The 18,073-nt window shown below is 46.4% G+C and carries 20 protein-coding genes and 1 other annotated feature; of the genes, 8 read left to right on the forward strand and 12 right to left on the reverse strand.

Translation table 11 applies throughout. The features are described from left to right. Positions 1-105 (reverse strand): small, acid-soluble spore protein, alpha/beta type (locus AMS66_RS34140; protein WP_236703616.1); only part of this gene is annotated, 105 nt, incomplete at its 3' end. Positions 106-225: 120 nt separating this feature from the next. Here AMS66_RS34140 and AMS66_RS24510 point away from each other — a divergent pair. Next, entirely contained in the window at positions 226-423 is a 198-nt protein-coding gene (locus AMS66_RS24510) for a hypothetical protein (RefSeq protein ID WP_053783270.1), read from the forward strand. A 110-nt stretch (positions 424-533) separates the two neighbouring features. On the opposite strand, the gene trpS is transcribed toward AMS66_RS24510, so the two are convergent. Further along, positions 534-1,526, reverse strand: coding sequence for a tryptophan--tRNA ligase (gene trpS / locus AMS66_RS24515; protein ID WP_053783271.1), 993 nt, complete (start codon positions 1,524-1,526; stop codon positions 534-536). Between the two features lie 117 nt (positions 1,527-1,643). Next, positions 1,644-1,909, reverse strand: a binding site (T-box leader). 248 nt (positions 1,910-2,157) lie between these two features. Between trpS and AMS66_RS24520 the strand changes: the two genes are divergently transcribed. Both AMS66_RS24520 and AMS66_RS24525 read left to right on the forward strand, forming a co-directional pair. Continuing rightward, a complete protein-coding gene (locus AMS66_RS24520) occupies positions 2,158-3,132 on the forward strand; it encodes an aldose 1-epimerase (RefSeq protein WP_053783272.1) in 975 nt (324 codons plus the stop codon). A 200-nt stretch (positions 3,133-3,332) separates the two neighbouring features. Beyond that, on the forward strand, positions 3,333-3,566 hold the full coding sequence (locus AMS66_RS24525; protein ID WP_017692382.1) for an alpha/beta-type small acid-soluble spore protein: 234 nt from the start codon (positions 3,333-3,335) through the stop codon (positions 3,564-3,566). A gap of 80 nt (positions 3,567-3,646) precedes the next feature. On the opposite strand, the gene AMS66_RS24530 is transcribed toward AMS66_RS24525, so the two are convergent. Both AMS66_RS24530 and AMS66_RS24535 read right to left on the reverse strand, forming a co-directional pair. After that, positions 3,647-4,060: a hypothetical protein gene (locus AMS66_RS24530; protein WP_053783273.1), complete on the reverse strand. Its 414-nt coding sequence runs from the start codon at positions 4,058-4,060 to the stop codon at positions 3,647-3,649. 273 nt (positions 4,061-4,333) lie between these two features. Further along, a complete protein-coding gene (locus AMS66_RS24535; RefSeq protein WP_053783274.1) occupies positions 4,334-6,133 on the reverse strand; it encodes a M3 family oligoendopeptidase in 1,800 nt (599 codons plus the stop codon). Between the two features lie 118 nt (positions 6,134-6,251). On the opposite strand from AMS66_RS24535, the gene AMS66_RS32010 reads away from it, so the two are divergent. Together AMS66_RS32010 and AMS66_RS24540 are read left to right on the forward strand one after the other, a co-directional pair. Continuing rightward, entirely contained in the window at positions 6,252-6,422 is a 171-nt protein-coding gene (locus AMS66_RS32010) for a YycC family protein (RefSeq protein WP_064506463.1), read from the forward strand. Continuing rightward, a complete protein-coding gene (locus AMS66_RS24540; RefSeq protein ID WP_053783275.1) occupies positions 6,419-6,652 on the forward strand; it encodes a hypothetical protein in 234 nt (77 codons plus the stop codon). Before AMS66_RS32010 ends, AMS66_RS24540 begins: the two co-directional genes overlap by 4 nt. 17 nt (positions 6,653-6,669) lie before the next feature. Here the strand turns inward: AMS66_RS24540 and AMS66_RS24545 are convergent, their stop codons facing one another. Further along, positions 6,670-7,401 carry a DUF2225 domain-containing protein gene (locus tag AMS66_RS24545; RefSeq protein ID WP_082350891.1) on the reverse strand — a complete coding sequence of 244 codons (732 nt, stop codon included), beginning with the start codon at positions 7,399-7,401 and terminating at the stop codon, positions 6,670-6,672. Between the two features lie 36 nt (positions 7,402-7,437). Beyond that, positions 7,438-7,815, reverse strand: coding sequence for a globin domain-containing protein (locus AMS66_RS24550; RefSeq protein WP_053783277.1), 378 nt, complete (start codon positions 7,813-7,815; stop codon positions 7,438-7,440). 560 nt (positions 7,816-8,375) lie between these two features. Between AMS66_RS24550 and ylbJ the strand changes: the two genes are divergently transcribed. Then, on the forward strand, positions 8,376-9,629 hold the full coding sequence (gene ylbJ, locus AMS66_RS24555) for a sporulation integral membrane protein YlbJ (RefSeq protein ID WP_053783278.1): 1,254 nt from the start codon (positions 8,376-8,378) through the stop codon (positions 9,627-9,629). A gap of 104 nt (positions 9,630-9,733) precedes the next feature. Then, the gene (locus AMS66_RS24560; protein WP_024634403.1) at positions 9,734-10,537 is read left to right on the forward strand and encodes an NAD kinase; all 804 of its coding nucleotides are present in this window, start codon (positions 9,734-9,736) and stop codon (positions 10,535-10,537) included. 28 nt (positions 10,538-10,565) lie between these two features. Here the strand turns inward: AMS66_RS24560 and AMS66_RS24565 are convergent, their stop codons facing one another. Further along, positions 10,566-10,967 carry a YutD family protein gene (locus tag AMS66_RS24565; RefSeq protein ID WP_236703604.1) on the reverse strand — a complete coding sequence of 134 codons (402 nt, stop codon included), beginning with the start codon at positions 10,965-10,967 and terminating at the stop codon, positions 10,566-10,568. Further along, positions 10,964-11,863 (reverse strand): lipoyl synthase, encoded by a 900-nt coding sequence (gene lipA, locus AMS66_RS24570; protein WP_053783279.1) that lies wholly within the window; start codon positions 11,861-11,863, stop codon positions 10,964-10,966. Before lipA ends, AMS66_RS24565 begins: the two co-directional genes overlap by 4 nt. 193 nt (positions 11,864-12,056) lie before the next feature. Here lipA and AMS66_RS24575 point away from each other — a divergent pair, with 193 nt between their 5' ends. Continuing rightward, a complete protein-coding gene (locus tag AMS66_RS24575; protein WP_053783280.1) occupies positions 12,057-13,127 on the forward strand; it encodes a M23 family metallopeptidase in 1,071 nt (356 codons plus the stop codon). Positions 13,128-13,247: 120 nt separating this feature from the next. On the opposite strand, the gene yunB is transcribed toward AMS66_RS24575, so the two are convergent. The 4 genes from yunB to zwf all read right to left on the reverse strand — a co-directional run bounded on the left by yunB (position 13,248) and on the right by zwf (position 17,826). Further along, positions 13,248-14,123, reverse strand: a complete 876-nt coding sequence (yunB, locus tag AMS66_RS24580) for a sporulation protein YunB (RefSeq protein WP_053783281.1) — start codon at positions 14,121-14,123, stop codon at positions 13,248-13,250. A 210-nt stretch (positions 14,124-14,333) separates the two neighbouring features. After that, positions 14,334-14,978, reverse strand: coding sequence for a fructose-6-phosphate aldolase (gene fsa, locus AMS66_RS24585; protein ID WP_024632668.1), 645 nt, complete (start codon positions 14,976-14,978; stop codon positions 14,334-14,336). 86 nt (positions 14,979-15,064) lie between these two features. Next, positions 15,065-15,958 carry a phosphogluconate dehydrogenase (NAD(+)-dependent, decarboxylating) gene (gene gnd / locus AMS66_RS24590; RefSeq protein WP_053783282.1) on the reverse strand — a complete coding sequence of 298 codons (894 nt, stop codon included), beginning with the start codon at positions 15,956-15,958 and terminating at the stop codon, positions 15,065-15,067. Positions 15,959-16,371: 413 nt separating this feature from the next. Then, positions 16,372-17,826 (reverse strand): glucose-6-phosphate dehydrogenase, encoded by a 1,455-nt coding sequence (gene zwf / locus AMS66_RS24595; RefSeq protein ID WP_053783283.1) that lies wholly within the window; start codon positions 17,824-17,826, stop codon positions 16,372-16,374. Positions 17,827-18,073 lie beyond the last annotated feature (247 nt).

An 18,073-nucleotide genomic window follows, 5' to 3' on the forward strand; every position in this document is an offset into this window, starting at 1 on the left:
TGGGATAGTTACACCCAGTTCTTGTGCAGCTTCGATTTTCAATTGTTGCAGTGCTGAGTTTGCTTGAGGTACCACCAAGTTGTTAGAACGAGATCCTTGAGCCATATTTAAAATCTCCCTTCAATCTGTGTCTGTAATGTAATTGCAAGCTTGCAAGATTATTATGGCTCGCGCGCTTCAGGTTATACGGAATTTTATCAAATTTCTATATGGAGGTTTTTCCCAATGAGCAAAGGTTTATCGCTATGGTTTGCATTCTCTTCGATTATGTTGTTAGCGGTTACGGCCGTCATGATCTCTTACTCGGGCTGGTTGGCTTCGCTGCTGTTCGTTCTCTCCGTCGCCAACATCGGCTGGGGATTCGTTATTCGCGCAAAGAAAGAACGTCGGGAAGGTCGTACCACTTCGGAAACCGCTTCTTGACCCTGTAAACTTTTAGGTTAGGTAGTACGAAACAATAATAAAGAGGAGCCCTAGGGCTCCTCTTTATTATGTGAACAATTCATCTACTTTAGGTCACTTGCCTCGTTCTACTACAACGTACGTCTAGGAACAAACCCCATGCGTTCTTTAACCGCATGAAGTGTTTGGGATGCCACCGCTTCTGCGCGACGAGCTGAGGTTTCCAATATGTCGGCCAATTCGCCAGACTCGCGAATCTCACGATACCGTTCCTGTAGAGGTTCAATAACGGATACCACCACTTCAGCCAGTTCTTTTTTGAATGGACCATACATTTTGCCTTCATAGCGTTCCGCTACTTCTTTCAATGTCAGACCTGCGCATTCAGCGTAGATACTCATCAGGTTGCTGACTTCAGGTTTGTTTGCCGGATCATATACAACTTCAGTACCGGAATCGGTAGTTGCACGGCTAATTTTTTTGCGGATCACATCTGGTGGATCAAGCAAGGCAATGTAGCTGCCTGCATTGGGATTACTTTTGCTCATTTTGGAAGAAGCATCGTCCAGAGACATTACACGGGCACCCACCTGTGGAATATAAGGGTCTGGAATCGTGAAATACTCACCATAACGGTGGTTAAAGCGTCCTGCCAGATCGCGTGTCAGTTCCAAATGCTGCTTCTGGTCCTCGCCTACTGGAACAAGGTCAGCATTATACAGCAAAATATCAGCAGCCATTAATGAAGGATATACGAATAGTCCGGCGCCAACGGAATCTTTACCGGAGGATTTGTCCTTGAATTGAGTCATGCGTTCGAGTTCACCCATCGAAGTCAGGGTGGTCATCAACCAGCCCAATTCCGCGTGCTGGGGTACATGGGATTGGAGAAACACATTAGATTTTGTAGGATCGATTCCTGCTGCGATAAACAATGCAGCTACCGCCTCAGACTGCTCACGCAGCGCTGCCGGCTCTTGAGCTACCGTTACAGCGTGAAGATCAACCACCATGAAGTGACATTGGTAGTCATGCTGCAATTTCACAAAGTTTTTAATTGCCCCGATGTAGTTACCTAATGTGAGCTTGCCACTTGGCTGAATTCCGGAAAGTACTGTTTTCATTTCACATAACGCCTCCCTGTGTCTAGTTATGGATGACCAAATGGGAATATTTCTAAACCTTTGGTGGCCATCCAGCTGTTCTTCCTATTCTCAGCGGACGCAAAAAGACCCACATCCGCAAGGGACGTGAGACCGTGGTGCCACCCTTATTCGCATTTCTCCATTCCTCTAGACCTGATTAGATCATTTAGAAGAAATGCCTTCATTTCTCCGTAACGTGGAGGATACGTCCGATTCTACTAAGGATAGTCCAAGATCAGACTGCGCCTGTTCAAGCCAGCACTCAAGGGTCCATTCGGCAAAGAGTTCACACCGGTTCACATCACCCACCGGCTTTCTGTAGAGAGTCCTCTTGACTTACTTGTCCCTGTCATCGTTTTAATTATCATTCGTTGGATATAACACAGCTTTCAGAATTCCATCTTAATGCGTCGAGAGCAGAATGTCAAAATGGAAAGAGCTTTTTTTACCCACCACGCCGAAATCTGTTATGATGGAATTGCTTATCCTGATCACCAGCATTCATTCGGAATGCTAATCGGTAGGTGGCATGTACACAATGACACGCCTGCAATGGCAGAAATGAATAGCCTTTTGCAGACAGATTTCAAGTGGGAAAAGGAGCATCGATATGAAACAAGTGACCAAAGGCCAATGGAATGGTTACGACACGTATATCCTACATAGCCGTGAATTGGAGATTACCCTGCTACCGCGTCTTGGAAACAATATTATTTCGATTCGCGATCTCGTGCAGGGCCGCGATGTCGTTCGCAGTCCGGAAGAAGATGAACTTGCTTTTTATTTGCAGAAGCCGTATCACTTCGGCGTTCCGCTTCTTGTTCCACCAGGCCGCATTCATCGAGGAAAATTCGAATATGAGGGAGTCCATTACCAATTCGATCAGAATACGGCCAATGACAACCATATTCACGGCCTCCACCGCAACCAGTCCTGGTGTGTCAGCGACATCGAAGAAGATGAAGACGGTTGTGCAATTACAACGGAATTATTGACTGAAAATGAAGAACATTGGATGGCTCAGTTTCCGATTCCTCTGAAGCTTGAGATGACGTTCAGACTGCAAAACGCTGTGTTAAGCCAGCGTCTGCGCGTAACCAATCTGAGCTCCACTCCTGCTCCTTTTGGAATGGGATATCATACATGGTTTCTGCTTGACGGCAAACCTGCCGAATGGACACTTCAACTTCCTGTTTCCGGAATTTACGCTCAGAATGAAGAACAACTTCCCACAGGAGAGATTGAATCTCTCGGTGAATGGTCTGCTTTGAACGAAGGCATGAACATGCAGGGACGAAACTGGGATACTATTCTGAAAGCCGTCGAAGGACAATCAGCGGTAGCACACTTGCGCAGGCAGGATGGTTATATGTTGAAATATTCAGCGGATGAAGCATTTTTCAAACATTGGGTCCTCTTCACAAAGGGCGAATCCGATCAATTTCTGTGCATTGAACCCTACACCTGGCTTCCTGATGCACCCAATTTGCATTTAACAGACGAGCAAACGGGACTGATACGTCTGGAACCTGAACAGCCCGTTGAGCTTTTTACACGTATCGAGATTGTTCCGCCAACCGAGTAGTAATCTTGTACTCTCAAGGTCCTTCTATGGGACATAGCCCCTATATTTACCTTTTATTTGCGTAGCCGATCCATACTGGGTCGGCTTTTTTCATGTAATATCTCATCTCTTTTATCCAAATTATACCTTACGCCATATCATGCATATTTCCTCATTCTCTAACCATACTAACATCACCAAGCCATAAGGAGGTGACACACATGTACGGAGGTCAAAACCAAGGTAGCGGAAGCCGCTCCAACAATCTGGTTGTTCCTCAAGCAACGGCAGCTTTGCAACAATTGAAAATTGAAGCTGCACAAGAGCTGGGTGTAACAATTCCCCAAGACGGTTACTACGGTAACTACACTTCCCGTGAGACAGGTTCTCTGGGTGGTTACATCACTAAACGTCTGGTCCAAATCGCTGAGCAACAATTATCGGGTCGTTCGTAAGCTCGTAATTCGCGCTCGTATATGCAACAACAAAAAGCGGCCTTCCTCGGAAGTGCCGCTTTCCTGTGTGCTCATCACAATTAAGAAGTCGACTCCATGCCTGAATCCATGTATGTATTGGTTCTAGGATAACGAATCATCAGGTTCGCCATATTATAGTTGGACTCCATTGTGGCATCAACTAAAATCATGCCTTGTCTTACTGTAAAGTCATATGCAATTTCTCCATGAGTCCAATTGCGCTTGAACTTTAAAGTCTCCAGTGCCATTGCACGGAAAGAAGAGCGCTGGGTTTCGTTTAATCCACCGTCCTCCACTTCCATTTGTCCATCACGTCCAGTTATCGGATTATGTCGAATACCAAACTTTCCAATAACATTATTTCGTATTTGCACAAAAACTACACCTGAATCTAAACCTGATAATTCATAATCAAGCTCTTTGAACACCAGATCCAACTGTCGTGCTAATGAAAGCTGGTCAATTTTTACCATAACGCTCCTCCTTTATGCACTTCATCCTACAAAACAAGGACTTACGACTCATTATATGACAACATATGTGGTCATTCAACAAAGACAAACAAACTTGGGTAAATATAACTATAATTTGCACAATTAATTGCCATTTTGCGTCCTTCAAGCGAGTTATTTCTCTCAATTGCGACAAATTATTTAGCGGGAGCCCAACGTTAAGAAGTACAAAAAAAGACTACAAACCCGTGTGTGTTTACACAGGATTGCAGCCCCATTACATATATAGGAACACTATTTTGTGGATTCTGTCATTTCAAGAAATTGTTCAATATCGGCAATGACCAGGTTCGCTGCATTTTGCCAGAAATCAGGTTGTGTGAGATCCGTACCCAGATGTTTCTGAGCCAGTTCTTCTACCGTCATTCGGCCCGTATCCCGCAGCAAATCATCGTATTTATCGGCAAATGCGGTGCCTTCCTCCTGAGCTCTGGCGTAAATGCCTGCACTGAACATATATCCGAACGTATACGGGAAATTGTAGAATGGCACACCTGTCAGATAGAAATGAAGCTTGGATGCCCAGAAATGCGGATGATCGGATGCAAGTGCACCACAGAACGCTTCCTGCTGTGCTTCCACCATGAGCTTGGACAACTCATCTGCATTCACCAAACCTTTTTTGCGCTGCTCGTAGAACCGATTCTCGAACAGGAAACGAGCATGAATATTCATGAAGAACGCAACGCTTCGTTGAATCTTGTCTTCAAGCAGAGCGAGCTTCTCTTGCTCATCCGTTGCTGACTGAACCAGGGCATCCGCTACAATCAGTTCGGCAAAGGTAGAAGCTGTCTCCGCCACATTCATGGCGTAGCGTTGATTCAAGGCAGGCAGTTCTTCCATAATGTGCTGATGATATCCGTGACCGAGTTCATGGGCAAGTGTCGACACATTCGACGGCGTCCCAGAGAAAGTCATGAAAATACGTGTTGCTTTGCTGAGTGGCAATGAAGTACAGAATCCCCCTGGACGCTTGCCAGGACGGTCTTCCGCTTCAATCCAGCGTTTCTCAAACGCCATCTCTGCAAATTTGGAAAGTTTGGGACTAAACTTGGCGAATTGATCCACAATATTGATAGCAGCCTCATCATAGGTGATCTTTCCACCCGACTTGCCTACTGGTGCATCAACGTCACTCCAGCTGAGTTTCTCTACACCAAGCAGTTTCGCTTTGCGCTCCAAATATTGAACCAAAGCAGGTTTGGCACCGTTAATTACGCTCCACATCGTATCGAGCGTCTGACGCGACATCCGGTTAATCGCCAAAGGTTCCTTGAGAATGTCATCCCAACCGCGCTTCTCATACAATTTGAGACGGAAGCCGGCGAGATGATTCAATGTATCTGCGCAGAAGTCTTCGACATCAGTCCAGGCCTGTTCCCAGTTAGCGAATACGGTCTCGCGTACATTCCGGTCACTATCGCTCAGTTTATTGGCAGCCTGGCCTGCAGAAAGCATAACCGTCTCACCATTTTGTTCAAATGGAATGTTAACCTTGCTTACAATGGTGTTATAGAATTTGCCCCACCCATGGTAACCATCTACGCCGAGATCAAGTGCAAGACCTTCAAGCTCAGGAGACAGCTTCTCACGAGCTTGCGTGCGGCTCTCATTCAATGCAAAGGCAAGTGGCTGAACATCCTCCCGGGCAATCCATGCTTTCCATACAGAGTCTGTTGTCTCACTAAGCGTATTATCGAATTGAGACTTGGTACTGTTCAACATCGCGCTAAGAGAACTAATGGTTCCCTGAAGCTGAACTGCCTTTTTATCATTTTGGTTTTGTGAAGAAAGACAGGAGACAAATGCGGACCCTTCCGAGATTCGTACATAACAGCTTTGCAGCAGTTCCAGGATGGGATCGAACGCATTCGTTTCTTCCAGCGACTTGGGTGCAGGTGTTTCTTTCAAAAGAGCTTGCAGCTGGCGTACATCCTGCTCCAGCTCAATCAAATAAGCAGCGAACGACTCGGAGGCAGAACCTCCACTAAAAATAGACTCCAGATCCCAGACGGGTTGTAATGGTGTTTTCATTTAAATAAGGCACCTCTCTCAGTAGAATGGATAATTAACCTTGAATTAGAACTGGTTTTATAAGCGCTATATCTCTATACTAGAGAAATAGTTTAAGCTATTTTCAGGAGGTCATCGTATGAAACCTTTACAAGTCTCGGCTGACACAGCCGTCAAATTAGCAGAATCTCTGGGTGTTCCCCTCGAACATCTGATGCATATGCCCCAGCATATCTTAATGCAGAAAATCGCCGAACTAGCCAAAGAAGAAGCGGCTAAACCTGCCTCTACGGAAGGCGAGCAAGAATGATTCCCTTTGAGAACAGCTGGCCTTACGATATTGTAATGGGGGACATTTATGTACAGCAATGTCCGTACTGCCATGCGAACAATGTACTGCTGCCGCTCAAACCGAAGGAGCTTGTACTCATTCGTGAAGGCAAAAAGAAATTGCTGGTCTTTCCTTGTTGTAATACCAGTATGACTGTGATCGACAACGATAGTGATTACCTGCTATCCAGTCGTCCTGTCCGCAATTAGAGAACAACCGTCACTTATCAAATGGGGCTGCGTTTCGCAGCCTCTTTGTCTGCTTCAATCATCTCAGCAGGTAACTCCATTTTGCCCGAAATCATCTGTTCCCGCAGCAATGCCCACTGCTCCCGTGAAGCACGAATCATGGCAGCATCGGTAATGCGCTTGTCATGAATAACTCGACCGAACCATTTTACAGCCTCATGGAATCGACCTACCCTGCGGTTCAACTCCCCCAGCAGATACAGCAGCTTGGCTTCATTACCGCCAGTACCCTCCCGTTCAAAAACCTTTACATAAGCTTCAAGGCTAAATTCGAGAAAACGGTTTTCCTGGGTATGATCCTCCATATACCGATACAGCCAGGCAATATGCTGCAGCAGACCAGCGATGACACGATCTTTCTCCTGAATAACTTGAGCACACAGCAATCCAAGCTTGTATGAATCCATCGCCTGTTCAAGTGTTCGCGCTCCGCTATAGTCTCGTTTCACCCAACGATTGCCGATCTGCTCCTTGAAATCCTTGCGCTGTTTATCGTTTAATTGTTCCGTCGAATTCTCCGTCGAAGCGAATCCACACTCCGGACAAATTCGTACAACATAGAAATCCGGATTCTCCCGCTTGTAGTAAGCGCAAAAATCAGAATCCGTCCGGTATGGCCGTTTCAAGCTTGGTCTTACACGTGAGGTGTCATACTCGGTCTCGCAATAATGACATTTCACCTTTACCTTATACAGAGGCTCTAATTCCACTCCGTCCATCCCTCTCCCATATGCGTGTAATCGGAACTAAGGTGTATTCACAAAATGATGTGCTGGCCCCGACAATCGCTGCAGGACGAAAGAATGCAACGGCTCTTCCACACCGACTTGTGTCAACGCCTGATCCATACATGCGAGCCAAGCTTCTGCCCGTTCAACCGTTACTTCAAAATGCATATGGCGGGCACGCATCATCGGATGACCAAAAGCCTCGGAAAACAATGCAGGTCCACCGAAGAACTGAGACAAAAACATGTATTGCTTGTCGATTACCGGCTGAATATCCTCCGGAAAAAGAGGTGCCAGCTTCTCATTTTGCTGAACAATCGGATAAAAAGCTTCAACCAATGCGCGAACGCCTGCCTCCCCACCGAGATTGTCGTAGATGCTCAAACTAGGATTCATTCCGCTTTCCCCTCCTTTCAGGTGTCGAATTTTGACATATATTACACTCCCATGCTTAATTATGAAAGGAGATTGAAGAACAAGGCCACGAACACCTTTATCTTCATTCTATCAAAAAAATCCCAAAAGTCCTATATAACATGTAAGGGTTATGGTCCCACATCACCATGACTCGTACAGGTCTAACTTGTACTGAAGGCACAAAAAAAGCGCCAAACGTAAGGTTTGGCGCACCAGATATTTCATTAATAACTTCGCCAGTCCTCTTCCTCAGAGCGCACAAGCGAGGCACGTATAACATAAACAAAAGCACAAACCAGGATTCCGGTGACAAGACTCATAATCATCACTCCATCCGATATAATTCACCCTCTGGAAAATGAGGTGACGTTCAGGCGTTTTTATCATTTTAGCATACATCTCTTAAAAACACAGCCACTTTTGCAAGCGCTTTCTAAACATTAATTTGTACTGTTTGTCCGCTTTGTCTCATATATTGATGGCAAAGCACGAGCGATCTGCTGCACACTGACCATTCCAAAAATAAAGGAGAAGAATTCATGGCCACTTCACAACGAATCACCCATGTCCTCATCCCACTAGCTCTCCTGATCCTGTGTGTGTTGATGGTGCTGTTTCCTGCGGAAACCTGGCATGCAAGTGTACGTGGACTATCCATTTGGTGGGACGTGCTTTTCCCCTCCCTTTTTCCCTTTCTGGTATTATCCGAGCTACTTCTCGGCTTCGGCATAGTTCATTTTTTGGGTACCCTCTTAAATCCACTCATGCGTCCGCTTTTTCGCGTTCCCGGGAGCGGCGGCTTTGTGTTTGCCGTCAGTTGTGCTTCCGGTTATCCCACTGGAGCCAAATTGACCGCACAGTTGTGGGAACAGAAATTGGTTACTCGGGAAGAAGGTGAACGCCTCGTTGCTTTCACCACATCATCGGATCCCATCTTCATGATCGGAGCAGTTTCGGTTGGTTTTTTTCATAATGTAGCTATTGCTCCAATACTGGTTACATCGCATTATGGTGCTGCATTTCTTGTGGGCCTGCTTATGCGGTTCCATGGCAGCGGCTCAGTAAAGGATCAACCATCAATCATCGATTCAACCTCCGCCTCCGAAGAAGTTCATAGAAACAGGCTAATTCGAGCCATTTATGCAATGCATGAGGCAAGAAAGGCGGATGGACGGGCATTTGGTGAGTTGTTGCGCCAAGCAGTCTCCTCATCTCTTCGCCTTATTATTATCGTAGGAGGGTTAGTTGTATTCTTCTCCGTCATGATGGAGTTACTCGTGCAAACTGGATGGCTCGGCGGATTATACGCAATTACGGAACAATTGCTGCTATATACGGGATTCCCCCCAGCCTTATCCCACAGCCTCGTAGGTGGATTATTCGAAGTCACTTTGGGAGCTAAAGAAGCAGGAGGGGCGGGGATATCCATTCCACTCGTGTATAAAGCTGCTGCTGCTGCCTTCGTCCTCTCCTGGGGTGGATTATCCGTTCATGCCCAGATTATGAGTGTCCTGAGCAACACTCCAATGAGATATGGACCCTTTCTGTTTGCCAGAGCCATCCATGCTCTCATTGCACCCATACTTGTACTTTTGCTGTGGATGCCAATGATGGGTGATTTGGAATGGCCTGTTTTGTTCCAAACTGGTGTCATACCAGAATTATCTTCGTACACACCAGACTGGGGACAGATCCTGTTTTCAGGAGCGGCTGTATTTGGAGGCGTAATCCTTTTACTGCTGATGCTTTCTCTGATGAGTCCCTTTTTCTTAGCCAGCCGTATGAAAAAATGAGCCATCCTGTGCGTTCATATTCAACTGAATATCAATCCAACATTGTGTTCTTCCCTGGAATTGATTATCATCGGTAGTATAATGACCACAAAGGAGCTTTCATCTTGAGATACTATGTTCAAGACCGCGGAGACCAGTTATCGATTGATCTCAGTCAGCAGTTTCATGCGCTGGCCAAAGAGGAAGGGTTTAAGCTGGATGCAGAATCGCCGGAGATTGTCATCTCCATCGGAGGCGATGGTACGATGCTGCAAGCATTTCACAATTTCATCGACCGCATCCCGGACATCGCTTTTGTTGGGGTTCATACAGGCCATCTCGGCTTTTATGCCGATTGGAAGAAGGAAGAATTACGGGAATTGGTTCGATTGATGAGTGGCAAAGGAGACCCTGAACGACTCAAACCCCGAATTGTGGAGTATCCGCTACTGGAGCTTGAGATTCGTAAAAAGTCAGGCAACACTTCTTATATCGCATTGAACGAATTTACGTTAAAAGGTGTAGACGGTACAGTCGTTGCTCAGGTCGACATTAATGACGTTACGTTTGAGATGTTCCGGGGAGATGGGATCTGTGTATCTACACCTTCGGGCAGTACGGCATACAACAAGGCGCTTGGTGGCGCCATGGTGCATCCTACGATCGAGGCTATTCAAATCGCCGAGATCGCTTCAATTAATAACCGCGTCTATCGGACGCTGGGTTCACCGGTTATTTTGCCCAAGCACCATCACTGTGATATCTTCTCACGCAAGGATCAGCGGTTATTGCTTACCATTGACCACGTAAACGTTATGGTGGAAGATCTCATATCCGTACGCTGCCAGGTGGCCCGTCACAAGGTCAGCTTTGCCCGTTTCCGGCCCTATCCGTTTTGGAACAGGGTTCGTACAGCTTTTTTGGACTAAACATGCTCAAAAGAAAAAGCGGTCCTTTTCAGGAACCGCTTTTTGCTTTGGCTTGAGGCTGATCTTTGCTCTTGTGAAGCACAAAGTACGCACAGCCAAAGTTGCAATATTCATTGATGTAGTCCACCATGCTGGAGATCGTGGAATCCTTTGTTGCTTTAGGATGGTTGTCCCGGTAAAAACCTTTCAACCGCAGCTGGCTATAACCCCAGTCCCCAATAATGTAATCGTACCGCTCCAGCACTTCGCTGTAACGGTCACGGAAAACTTCAGGATTCCAGCCTTCTTTGTGGTTCTGCACGATTTCATAATTCTTTCCGCCGATTTGAACAATAACAGGTTCTTTGGGTTTGTCCTGGGCCGATTCTTGGACCAATTCCTGGACCTGTTCTGTGCTATTTTCTTCTTCCAATCCGGTATCCTCCATCATGCGTGTGTTGCCGCCTGTTCAGCATGTTTTGTAGCAGATTTTACCTGTTCGTGCGCACGGTAGGAACTACGTACCATCGGTGCAGATTCAACGTGGCTGAATCCACGCTTTAGTCCTTCCTGCTTCAATGCTGCGAACTCTTCTGGCGGATAGTACTTCTCCACAAACAGATGTTTCTCTGATGGCTGCAAGTATTGACCAATCGTCATAATATCACAATCCACAGCGCGCAAATCATCCATCGTTTGCAAAATTTCATGATATTCCTCACCTACACCAAGCATGATGCTCGATTTCGTCGGGATATTTGGCTGCATTTCCTTGGCGCGAGCAAGCAGTTCGAGTGAACGCTTATATTTCGCCTTGGCACGGACTCTGTCCGATAACCGCTCTACTGTCTCGATGTTATGATTCAAGATGTCCGGTTTGGCATCCATCACAATCTGCAAGGAATCCCGATCACCCAAAAAGTCCGGAATCAGCACTTCTACGCTGCATAAAGGCAAACGGCGACGAACCGCCTTTACCGTCTCTGCAAAGATCGTCGCTCCTCCATCTTTCAGATCGTCGCGTGCCACGCTCGTAATTACGCAGTGCTGCAGATTCATCTGTTCTGCCGCTTCTGCCACGCGTTCTGGTTCCTGCAAATCAAGTTCCGTTGGCAAGCCGGTATTCACCGCGCAAAAACGGCATGCCCGTGTGCAAATGTCGCCCAAAATCATAAAAGTAGCCGTCCGATTGGCCCAACATTCGTAAATATTCGGGCACCGTGCTTCCTCACATACTGTATGCAGCGTTTTGGAACGCATCATCGTTTTCATTTCCTGATAGTTATCGCCGGTTGTCAATTTGATCCGAATCCAGTCCGGTTTCGGTTCTTTAACACGTTTAGCCAATGCATAAACCTTCTTTCTACTGAAGTTAGGCTGTTGCTCGGAACATATTATACCATGAAAGCGCTGGAAAAACCCCCATTTGTCACATCTCATTCATGGTGGATAAAATGAAGACTTTTGAAGAACGCTAGGTTATAGCTTGGTTCACCGGGCACCATGTGCATCATCTCATTGGAAAGGGGGCTGCTTCCCTGTGCAAGATCGCTTTACATCGCGGTTAACTTATTCCTTTTGGATCAAAACATTGCTAGCAGGCACACTGCTTCTCCCATTCTTGCCTGTTGATGTTTACGGTGAACCCACCGCCGCTGATTCCAAACCTCAGGCTGTAAAGCAAAAACCAGCGGACATTTTCGCTTCGCGCCGACATCTGTATGAAAGCATTGGTCAGATGACCCAAATTCCCTGGTACAGGCTCGCGGCAATCGATCAATATGAACGAACTATCTCGCGTGCACATCCGAAGGATCGTAAACATCCCGAACGGCTGACCGGAATATTTATGACCTCCCCAGCTTGGAGAGGCTGGCTAAATCCTGACGAGACAGATCAACAACCGGGTTCCATTGTCTTTTTTAATGGATATGGTCGTGACGGTTCCGGTGACGGTGTAGCAGATGCCAATAACGATCTGGATGTACTTTACAGCATTGCTTCCATAATTCAGAATTATGGGACCAAGTCGGAGGACTTCAACATCGCCCTATGGGAATATTATCATAACTCTAGGGCCGTTCAGCGCATTCAGCAATTCGCGAAATTATATGAGCATTTTGACAACCTCGATCTCTTTGGTCACGCCTTTCCCGTCCCTCTCGGAACCAACTATTCGTATCGCAGCACCTGGGGCACCAAACGAAGCTGGGGCGGGTATCGTATTCATGAGGGCACGGATATTTTTGCACCGCATGGCCTGCCTGTGCGCAGTACCTGTTACGGTGTCGTGGAAATCAAAGGCTGGAATCCGTTTGGCGGCTGGCGAATCGGCATTCGTGATTTGAACAACCATTACCACTATTACGCTCATTTATCAGGCTTCGACAAAAACGCCCATATCGGCGAAGTGGTTACCCCTGGTCAGATTTTGGGCTGGGTAGGCAGTTCTGGATATGGAAAACCGGGTACGCAGGGCAAGTTCCCTCCCCATTTGCATTATGGCATCTATCGAGACAGCGGGTTACACGAATGGTCATTCGACCCCTATCCGCATCTGAGGCATTGGGAGCAGGAAGAACGCAAACAGAAGAAAGCCAAAAGTAAATGAGTCAAAATGAAATTGGCTTAGCGATAAGAAGAGCTTATTTCGTATTAAATTATTTAATGCAAAGCGGGGCCTTCATCATTGAGGCCCCGTTTTTTTTATTCAATATTTGCCTTTGACTCATTAGTGGTTCACATCCACATCAAGCTGTAATCCCCCATTTGGATCAGACAAGTCCGGCTCAACCTCCAGTCCATTTCCGTTCAGACCGTTTGCTGGAGCCTGCTGTTGATTGGGAGAGGTTGAATTAGGCGCCCCTCCATGACCACTGGACACACCAGTCTGACCCGATGGCAGCGCAATCGCGGGTGCATTGCTGCCGTTACTGCCCACCGGCTTGCCCTGATTATCATAGTAGTACATAGGCACATCCCCCACTACCAGCAGGTAGGATATCGGAATTTCCGTATCGACGGTCTCGGGTTCCATGTCAAAGGGCACCACCACCGCGACTTCGGCAATGATGTGAATGTACACTTCCACCAGAATCATGTTAATTCCAGCATTCTGCTGACGCGTGTTCAGATCCACCTTGACGGCTCCCTGAGGCTCAATACGAACCGGTATACTTGGACCAAAGGAGGCCAGTACCGGGCTGCCCAACGCCTGCCCCAGCGGAATTTTTTCTTTTAACATATGCACGTTCTGCAAAGTGGATTGCACGATGTTCATCGTACTCGCAGTGATCCGCATATGCTCATCGTAATTCAGCATGAATCCAGACACTTTCCCAGCCGTATCAGTTTTCCAGTCAATCAATCCTTCGGTGGATTTGCCTTCGGAAACCTGCGCTGTAATTGCCTTGTTGATCGCTTCCGTTGCAATTTGCTTCACTCTGATTTTGGCCAAATGCATGATAGGCGGTTTCATTTTCTTATCCACATAGGCAAAACCCTGCATCAAACAAAACGCTGTTACCAATAAAATAATCAACCACATTTTACGCCTGCCACTTGGCGGCTTGCGGCGTCTTCGGCTTCGCCATCGTCTTCTCATCATCGGGTGTCCCTCCCCTGCGGGATGAGCTATAGGCTATATACTATCCTTATGCACTGTTGTCTCGAAAAAGAAGGACAGCACCTGCTCGTACGGGGATATCATCACTTACAACTAAAAAAGCCTTTCGCCAGCAGATTTTGTTTATCTGCAAGACGAAAGGCTTTTTAATGGAATATGGCTCTAAGGAATCAGACCCCTGTCCACATTTTATTATTTCGGAACGGACTCCCAATCTTTCAGGAAGCGCTCAATGCCGCTGTCTGTCAGCGGGTGTTTCCACAATGTTGGCAGGAGCGAACCCGGAATGGTCGCGATATGCGCACCAGAAAGAGCTGCATCCTCGACATGTTTGATATTACGGATGCTTGCTGCAATAATTTCGGAAGGCAAATCATACGTATCCAGAATGAGACGCAGATCGCGAATCAGCTTCATGCCATCCACCGCAATATCATCCAGACGGCCAACAAATGGACTGATGTAAGTTGCGCCAGCTTTCGCCGCCATCAGGCCCTGTGCTGCAGAGAAGATCAGCGTTACATTGGTTTTAATTCCTTTTTGCGTCAGTTCATGACAAGCATAGAGTCCATCCTCGGTCATCGGTAGTTTAATCACTACATTCGGTGCCCACTCTGCAATTTCATAAGCTTCCTTCAACATATCCTCGGCTTTAAGTCCGATAACTTCAGCACTGACCGGGCCTTTCACAACGCCACAGATCTCCTGAATCACTTCTTTAAATACGCGACCTTCTTTCGCAATCAAAGACGGGTTGGTCGTGACTCCATCCACCAGACCCAGACGTTCGATCCGTTTGATTTCTTCAACATTACCTGTATCCAAGAAAAATTTCATGATATGTTCCCTCCACTTGATGAATTTGTAAACAGCTATACTCATCATTACCCGATAATCCGTATATGTTAACAGTTATATATGAATTAATTTTTTTCTACAGCGTGACCGCCAAATTCATTACGCAATGCTGCGACAACTTTACCTGTGAACGTGTCTGTTTCCAGGGAGCGGTAACGCATCAACAGGGACAACGCGATAACTGGCGTAGCAGTTTGCAGGTCAAATGCTGTTTCAACTGTCCAACGTCCTTCACCGGAAGAATGCATAACCCCTTTAATTTCATCCAGGTTCGCATCTTTGGAGAATGCACGCTCTGTCAATTCCATCAACCAAGAACGGATAACGGAACCGTTGTTCCATACACGAGCAACTTGTTCGAAGTCGAAATCGAAGCCGCTTTTCTCCAATACGTCGAAGCCTTCACCGATGGAAGCCATCATTCCGTACTCGATACCATTGTGAACCATTTTCAGGAAGTGACCGCTACCCGCTTTACCTGCATACAGGTAACCATTTTCAACGGAAGTATCCTTGAACGCTGGCTCAACCACTGCCCAAGCTTCAGGATCGCCACCGATCATGTAACATGCGCCATTACGCGCGCCTTCCATACCGCCGGATGTACCAGCATCCATGTAGTGAATGCCTTTAGGTTTCATTTCTTCGTAACGACGGATGGACTCTTTGTAGTGCGAGTTACCGGCTTCAATGATGATGTCGCCTTGGGACAACAGCGGGCTTACTTCAGCCAGTACAGCGTCAACCACGTTGTGAGGAACCATGATCCACAATACACGTGGCGATTCAAGGGAAGCCACCATTTCTGCATAGGAAGATACGCCTGCTGCGCCATATTCTTTCATTTCATTTACAGCTTCAGCGTTAAGGTCAAAAGCAACCACTTCATGTTTGTGATCAATCAGATTTCTACCCAAGTTCAATCCCATTTTACCTAATCCAATAAGTCCAAGTTTCATTGCTAAGTTCCTCCTGTTATGAACATTTCTAGTTTTATCTGGCCAATTCCAAAATAAGTGCTTAACCATGGCGCAGTAGCCGTTCCGGTTACGAATCGTTCTTTCGATCGCTCTTATCCCCAGATTTCTTTTCATCCCCCTCTAAAGGGGGAAATCCGGGGATAAAGGCGCACGCTTCGCTTCTTCAGAATCGATTTCGTCCCCTACACTACTCGCGCGTAATTGTTACGAACTGATTTAGATTGAGCCGCTAATCTATATCAAAAATTTTCGCGGCCTTCCGGGTATTACCGGAAGGGCTTATGCAAAATTGGAACGGTGTACTTCATAAAAATTTTGTAGAGCAGAACAGATTGTAGTGTTCTCTTCTCTGATGCTGCGTTCTCTTCTCTGATGCTGCTCTTACATTAGACTTACCACCAACGGTAGCCGTTCTCTGCAATCAGACGATCTGCTGACTCAGGTCCTTGCGAACCAGCGTTGTACGTATCCAGTGGCACATTGCCTTCCTGGAATGCTTCCAAGATCGGCTGTACCCACTGCCAAGCCAGTTCAACTTCGTTCCAGTGAGCAAAGAATGTAGAATCTCCACGCATCGCGTCAAAGATCAGGTTTTCATAAGCTTCCGGAATGTTGCGTTCACCTGAGTTGAAGCTCATATGCATAGGTTCCACTTCGCCTTGGTTGAGTGGGTTTTTCGCATTTAATTGAAGCGAGATGCTTTCTTTCGGACCAATTTCAATCGTCAGCAAGTTAGGCTCTGTTGTATTTTCGGATTCATGACCTGTTTTGAGTGGAGCCTTGAATTCAACAACAATTCTGGTCGATTTTTCAGCCAGGCGTTTGCCTGTACGAATGTAAAATGGAACTTCACTCCAGAATGGATCATCGATCCACAGTCTCGCGGCAACATATGTTTCATTCTGAGAACCAGCTGGAATGTCAGGCTCGTCCAAATATCCAACAACAGAAGTACCTTGCAGTTCGCCTGCTCCATATTGGGCACGAACGACTTCGGAAGCGATATTCTCTTTCGTCAATGGACGAAGAGCTTCAGCGATCTTCTGCTTTTTGAATTGAATTTCTTCTGGTGTGCAACGTTTTGGCAAATGCAAACCAATCATCATCAGCAACTGAAGCATATGGTTTTGGAACATGTCACGAAGGGCACCGCTTTGGTCATAATACGCGGCACGCTCTTCGACACCAACCGTTTCACTTGCCGTAATCTGTACATTGGCAATGTAACGATTGGACCACAAAGCCTGAATAACCGGATTCGCGTAAGTGAGGGTTTCAATATTTTGAACCATCGGTTTACCAAGGAAATGGTCAATACGGTAAATTTCTTCTTCCGCAAAGGTATTGCTCAATTTTTCGTTCAGATCACGAGCAGATTGCAAATCGTGTCCGAATGGTTTTTCGATGATGAGTTTCTTCCAGCCTTTGGTGTTACCCAAGCCACTTTCTTGAATGTTCAGTGCGATTGGCTCAAAGAATTCCGGTGCTACCGACATGTAGAACATGCGATTTTCGGGAATATTGAGCTCTTGTTCACGTTTCTGAACCAGTTCCAGCAATTTGGTGTAATCTTCAAGCTTCGTATTATTTAAAGAACAATAACGGAAAGCTCCAATGAAGTCGCGAACCTGAGCTTCTTCTTCCGGTGTTTGACGGGAGAAGGTGTGCAATGACTTTTCGACATTCGCCTGGAAGTCAGCATCCGACAATTCACGCCGTCCAAGACCGATAACGGAGAAGGATTTCGGCATTTTCGAATCAATGTACAAATTATATAATGCAGGGTAAATCTTACGTTTGGCTAAATCGCCTGTTGCCCCGAAGAGGACAAATGTCATTGCGTCCATTGGAGTGCCTCCTGTGATCTGTGCAGTATAGTATATGATGATACAAAATGTTCAAATCCAAGCATGACAAAAGACGGAATTAGTGGGGGAGTTCCCCGCCTTACCTCCGCTTGTGTATCTGACCTGAATTAAACATGGAACATTCCTTCTCTCCACAACCTTAATCAAGGTTATAAATTGTAACCAATTGAATTGACGTTACCCATCTTACACCTGTCGTCACAATTCGTCAACAATCGTGTCCAAC

This window comes from Paenibacillus xylanivorans (genome assembly GCF_001280595.1).
GTDB classification, from domain to species: domain Bacteria; phylum Bacillota; class Bacilli; order Paenibacillales; family Paenibacillaceae; genus Paenibacillus; species Paenibacillus xylanivorans.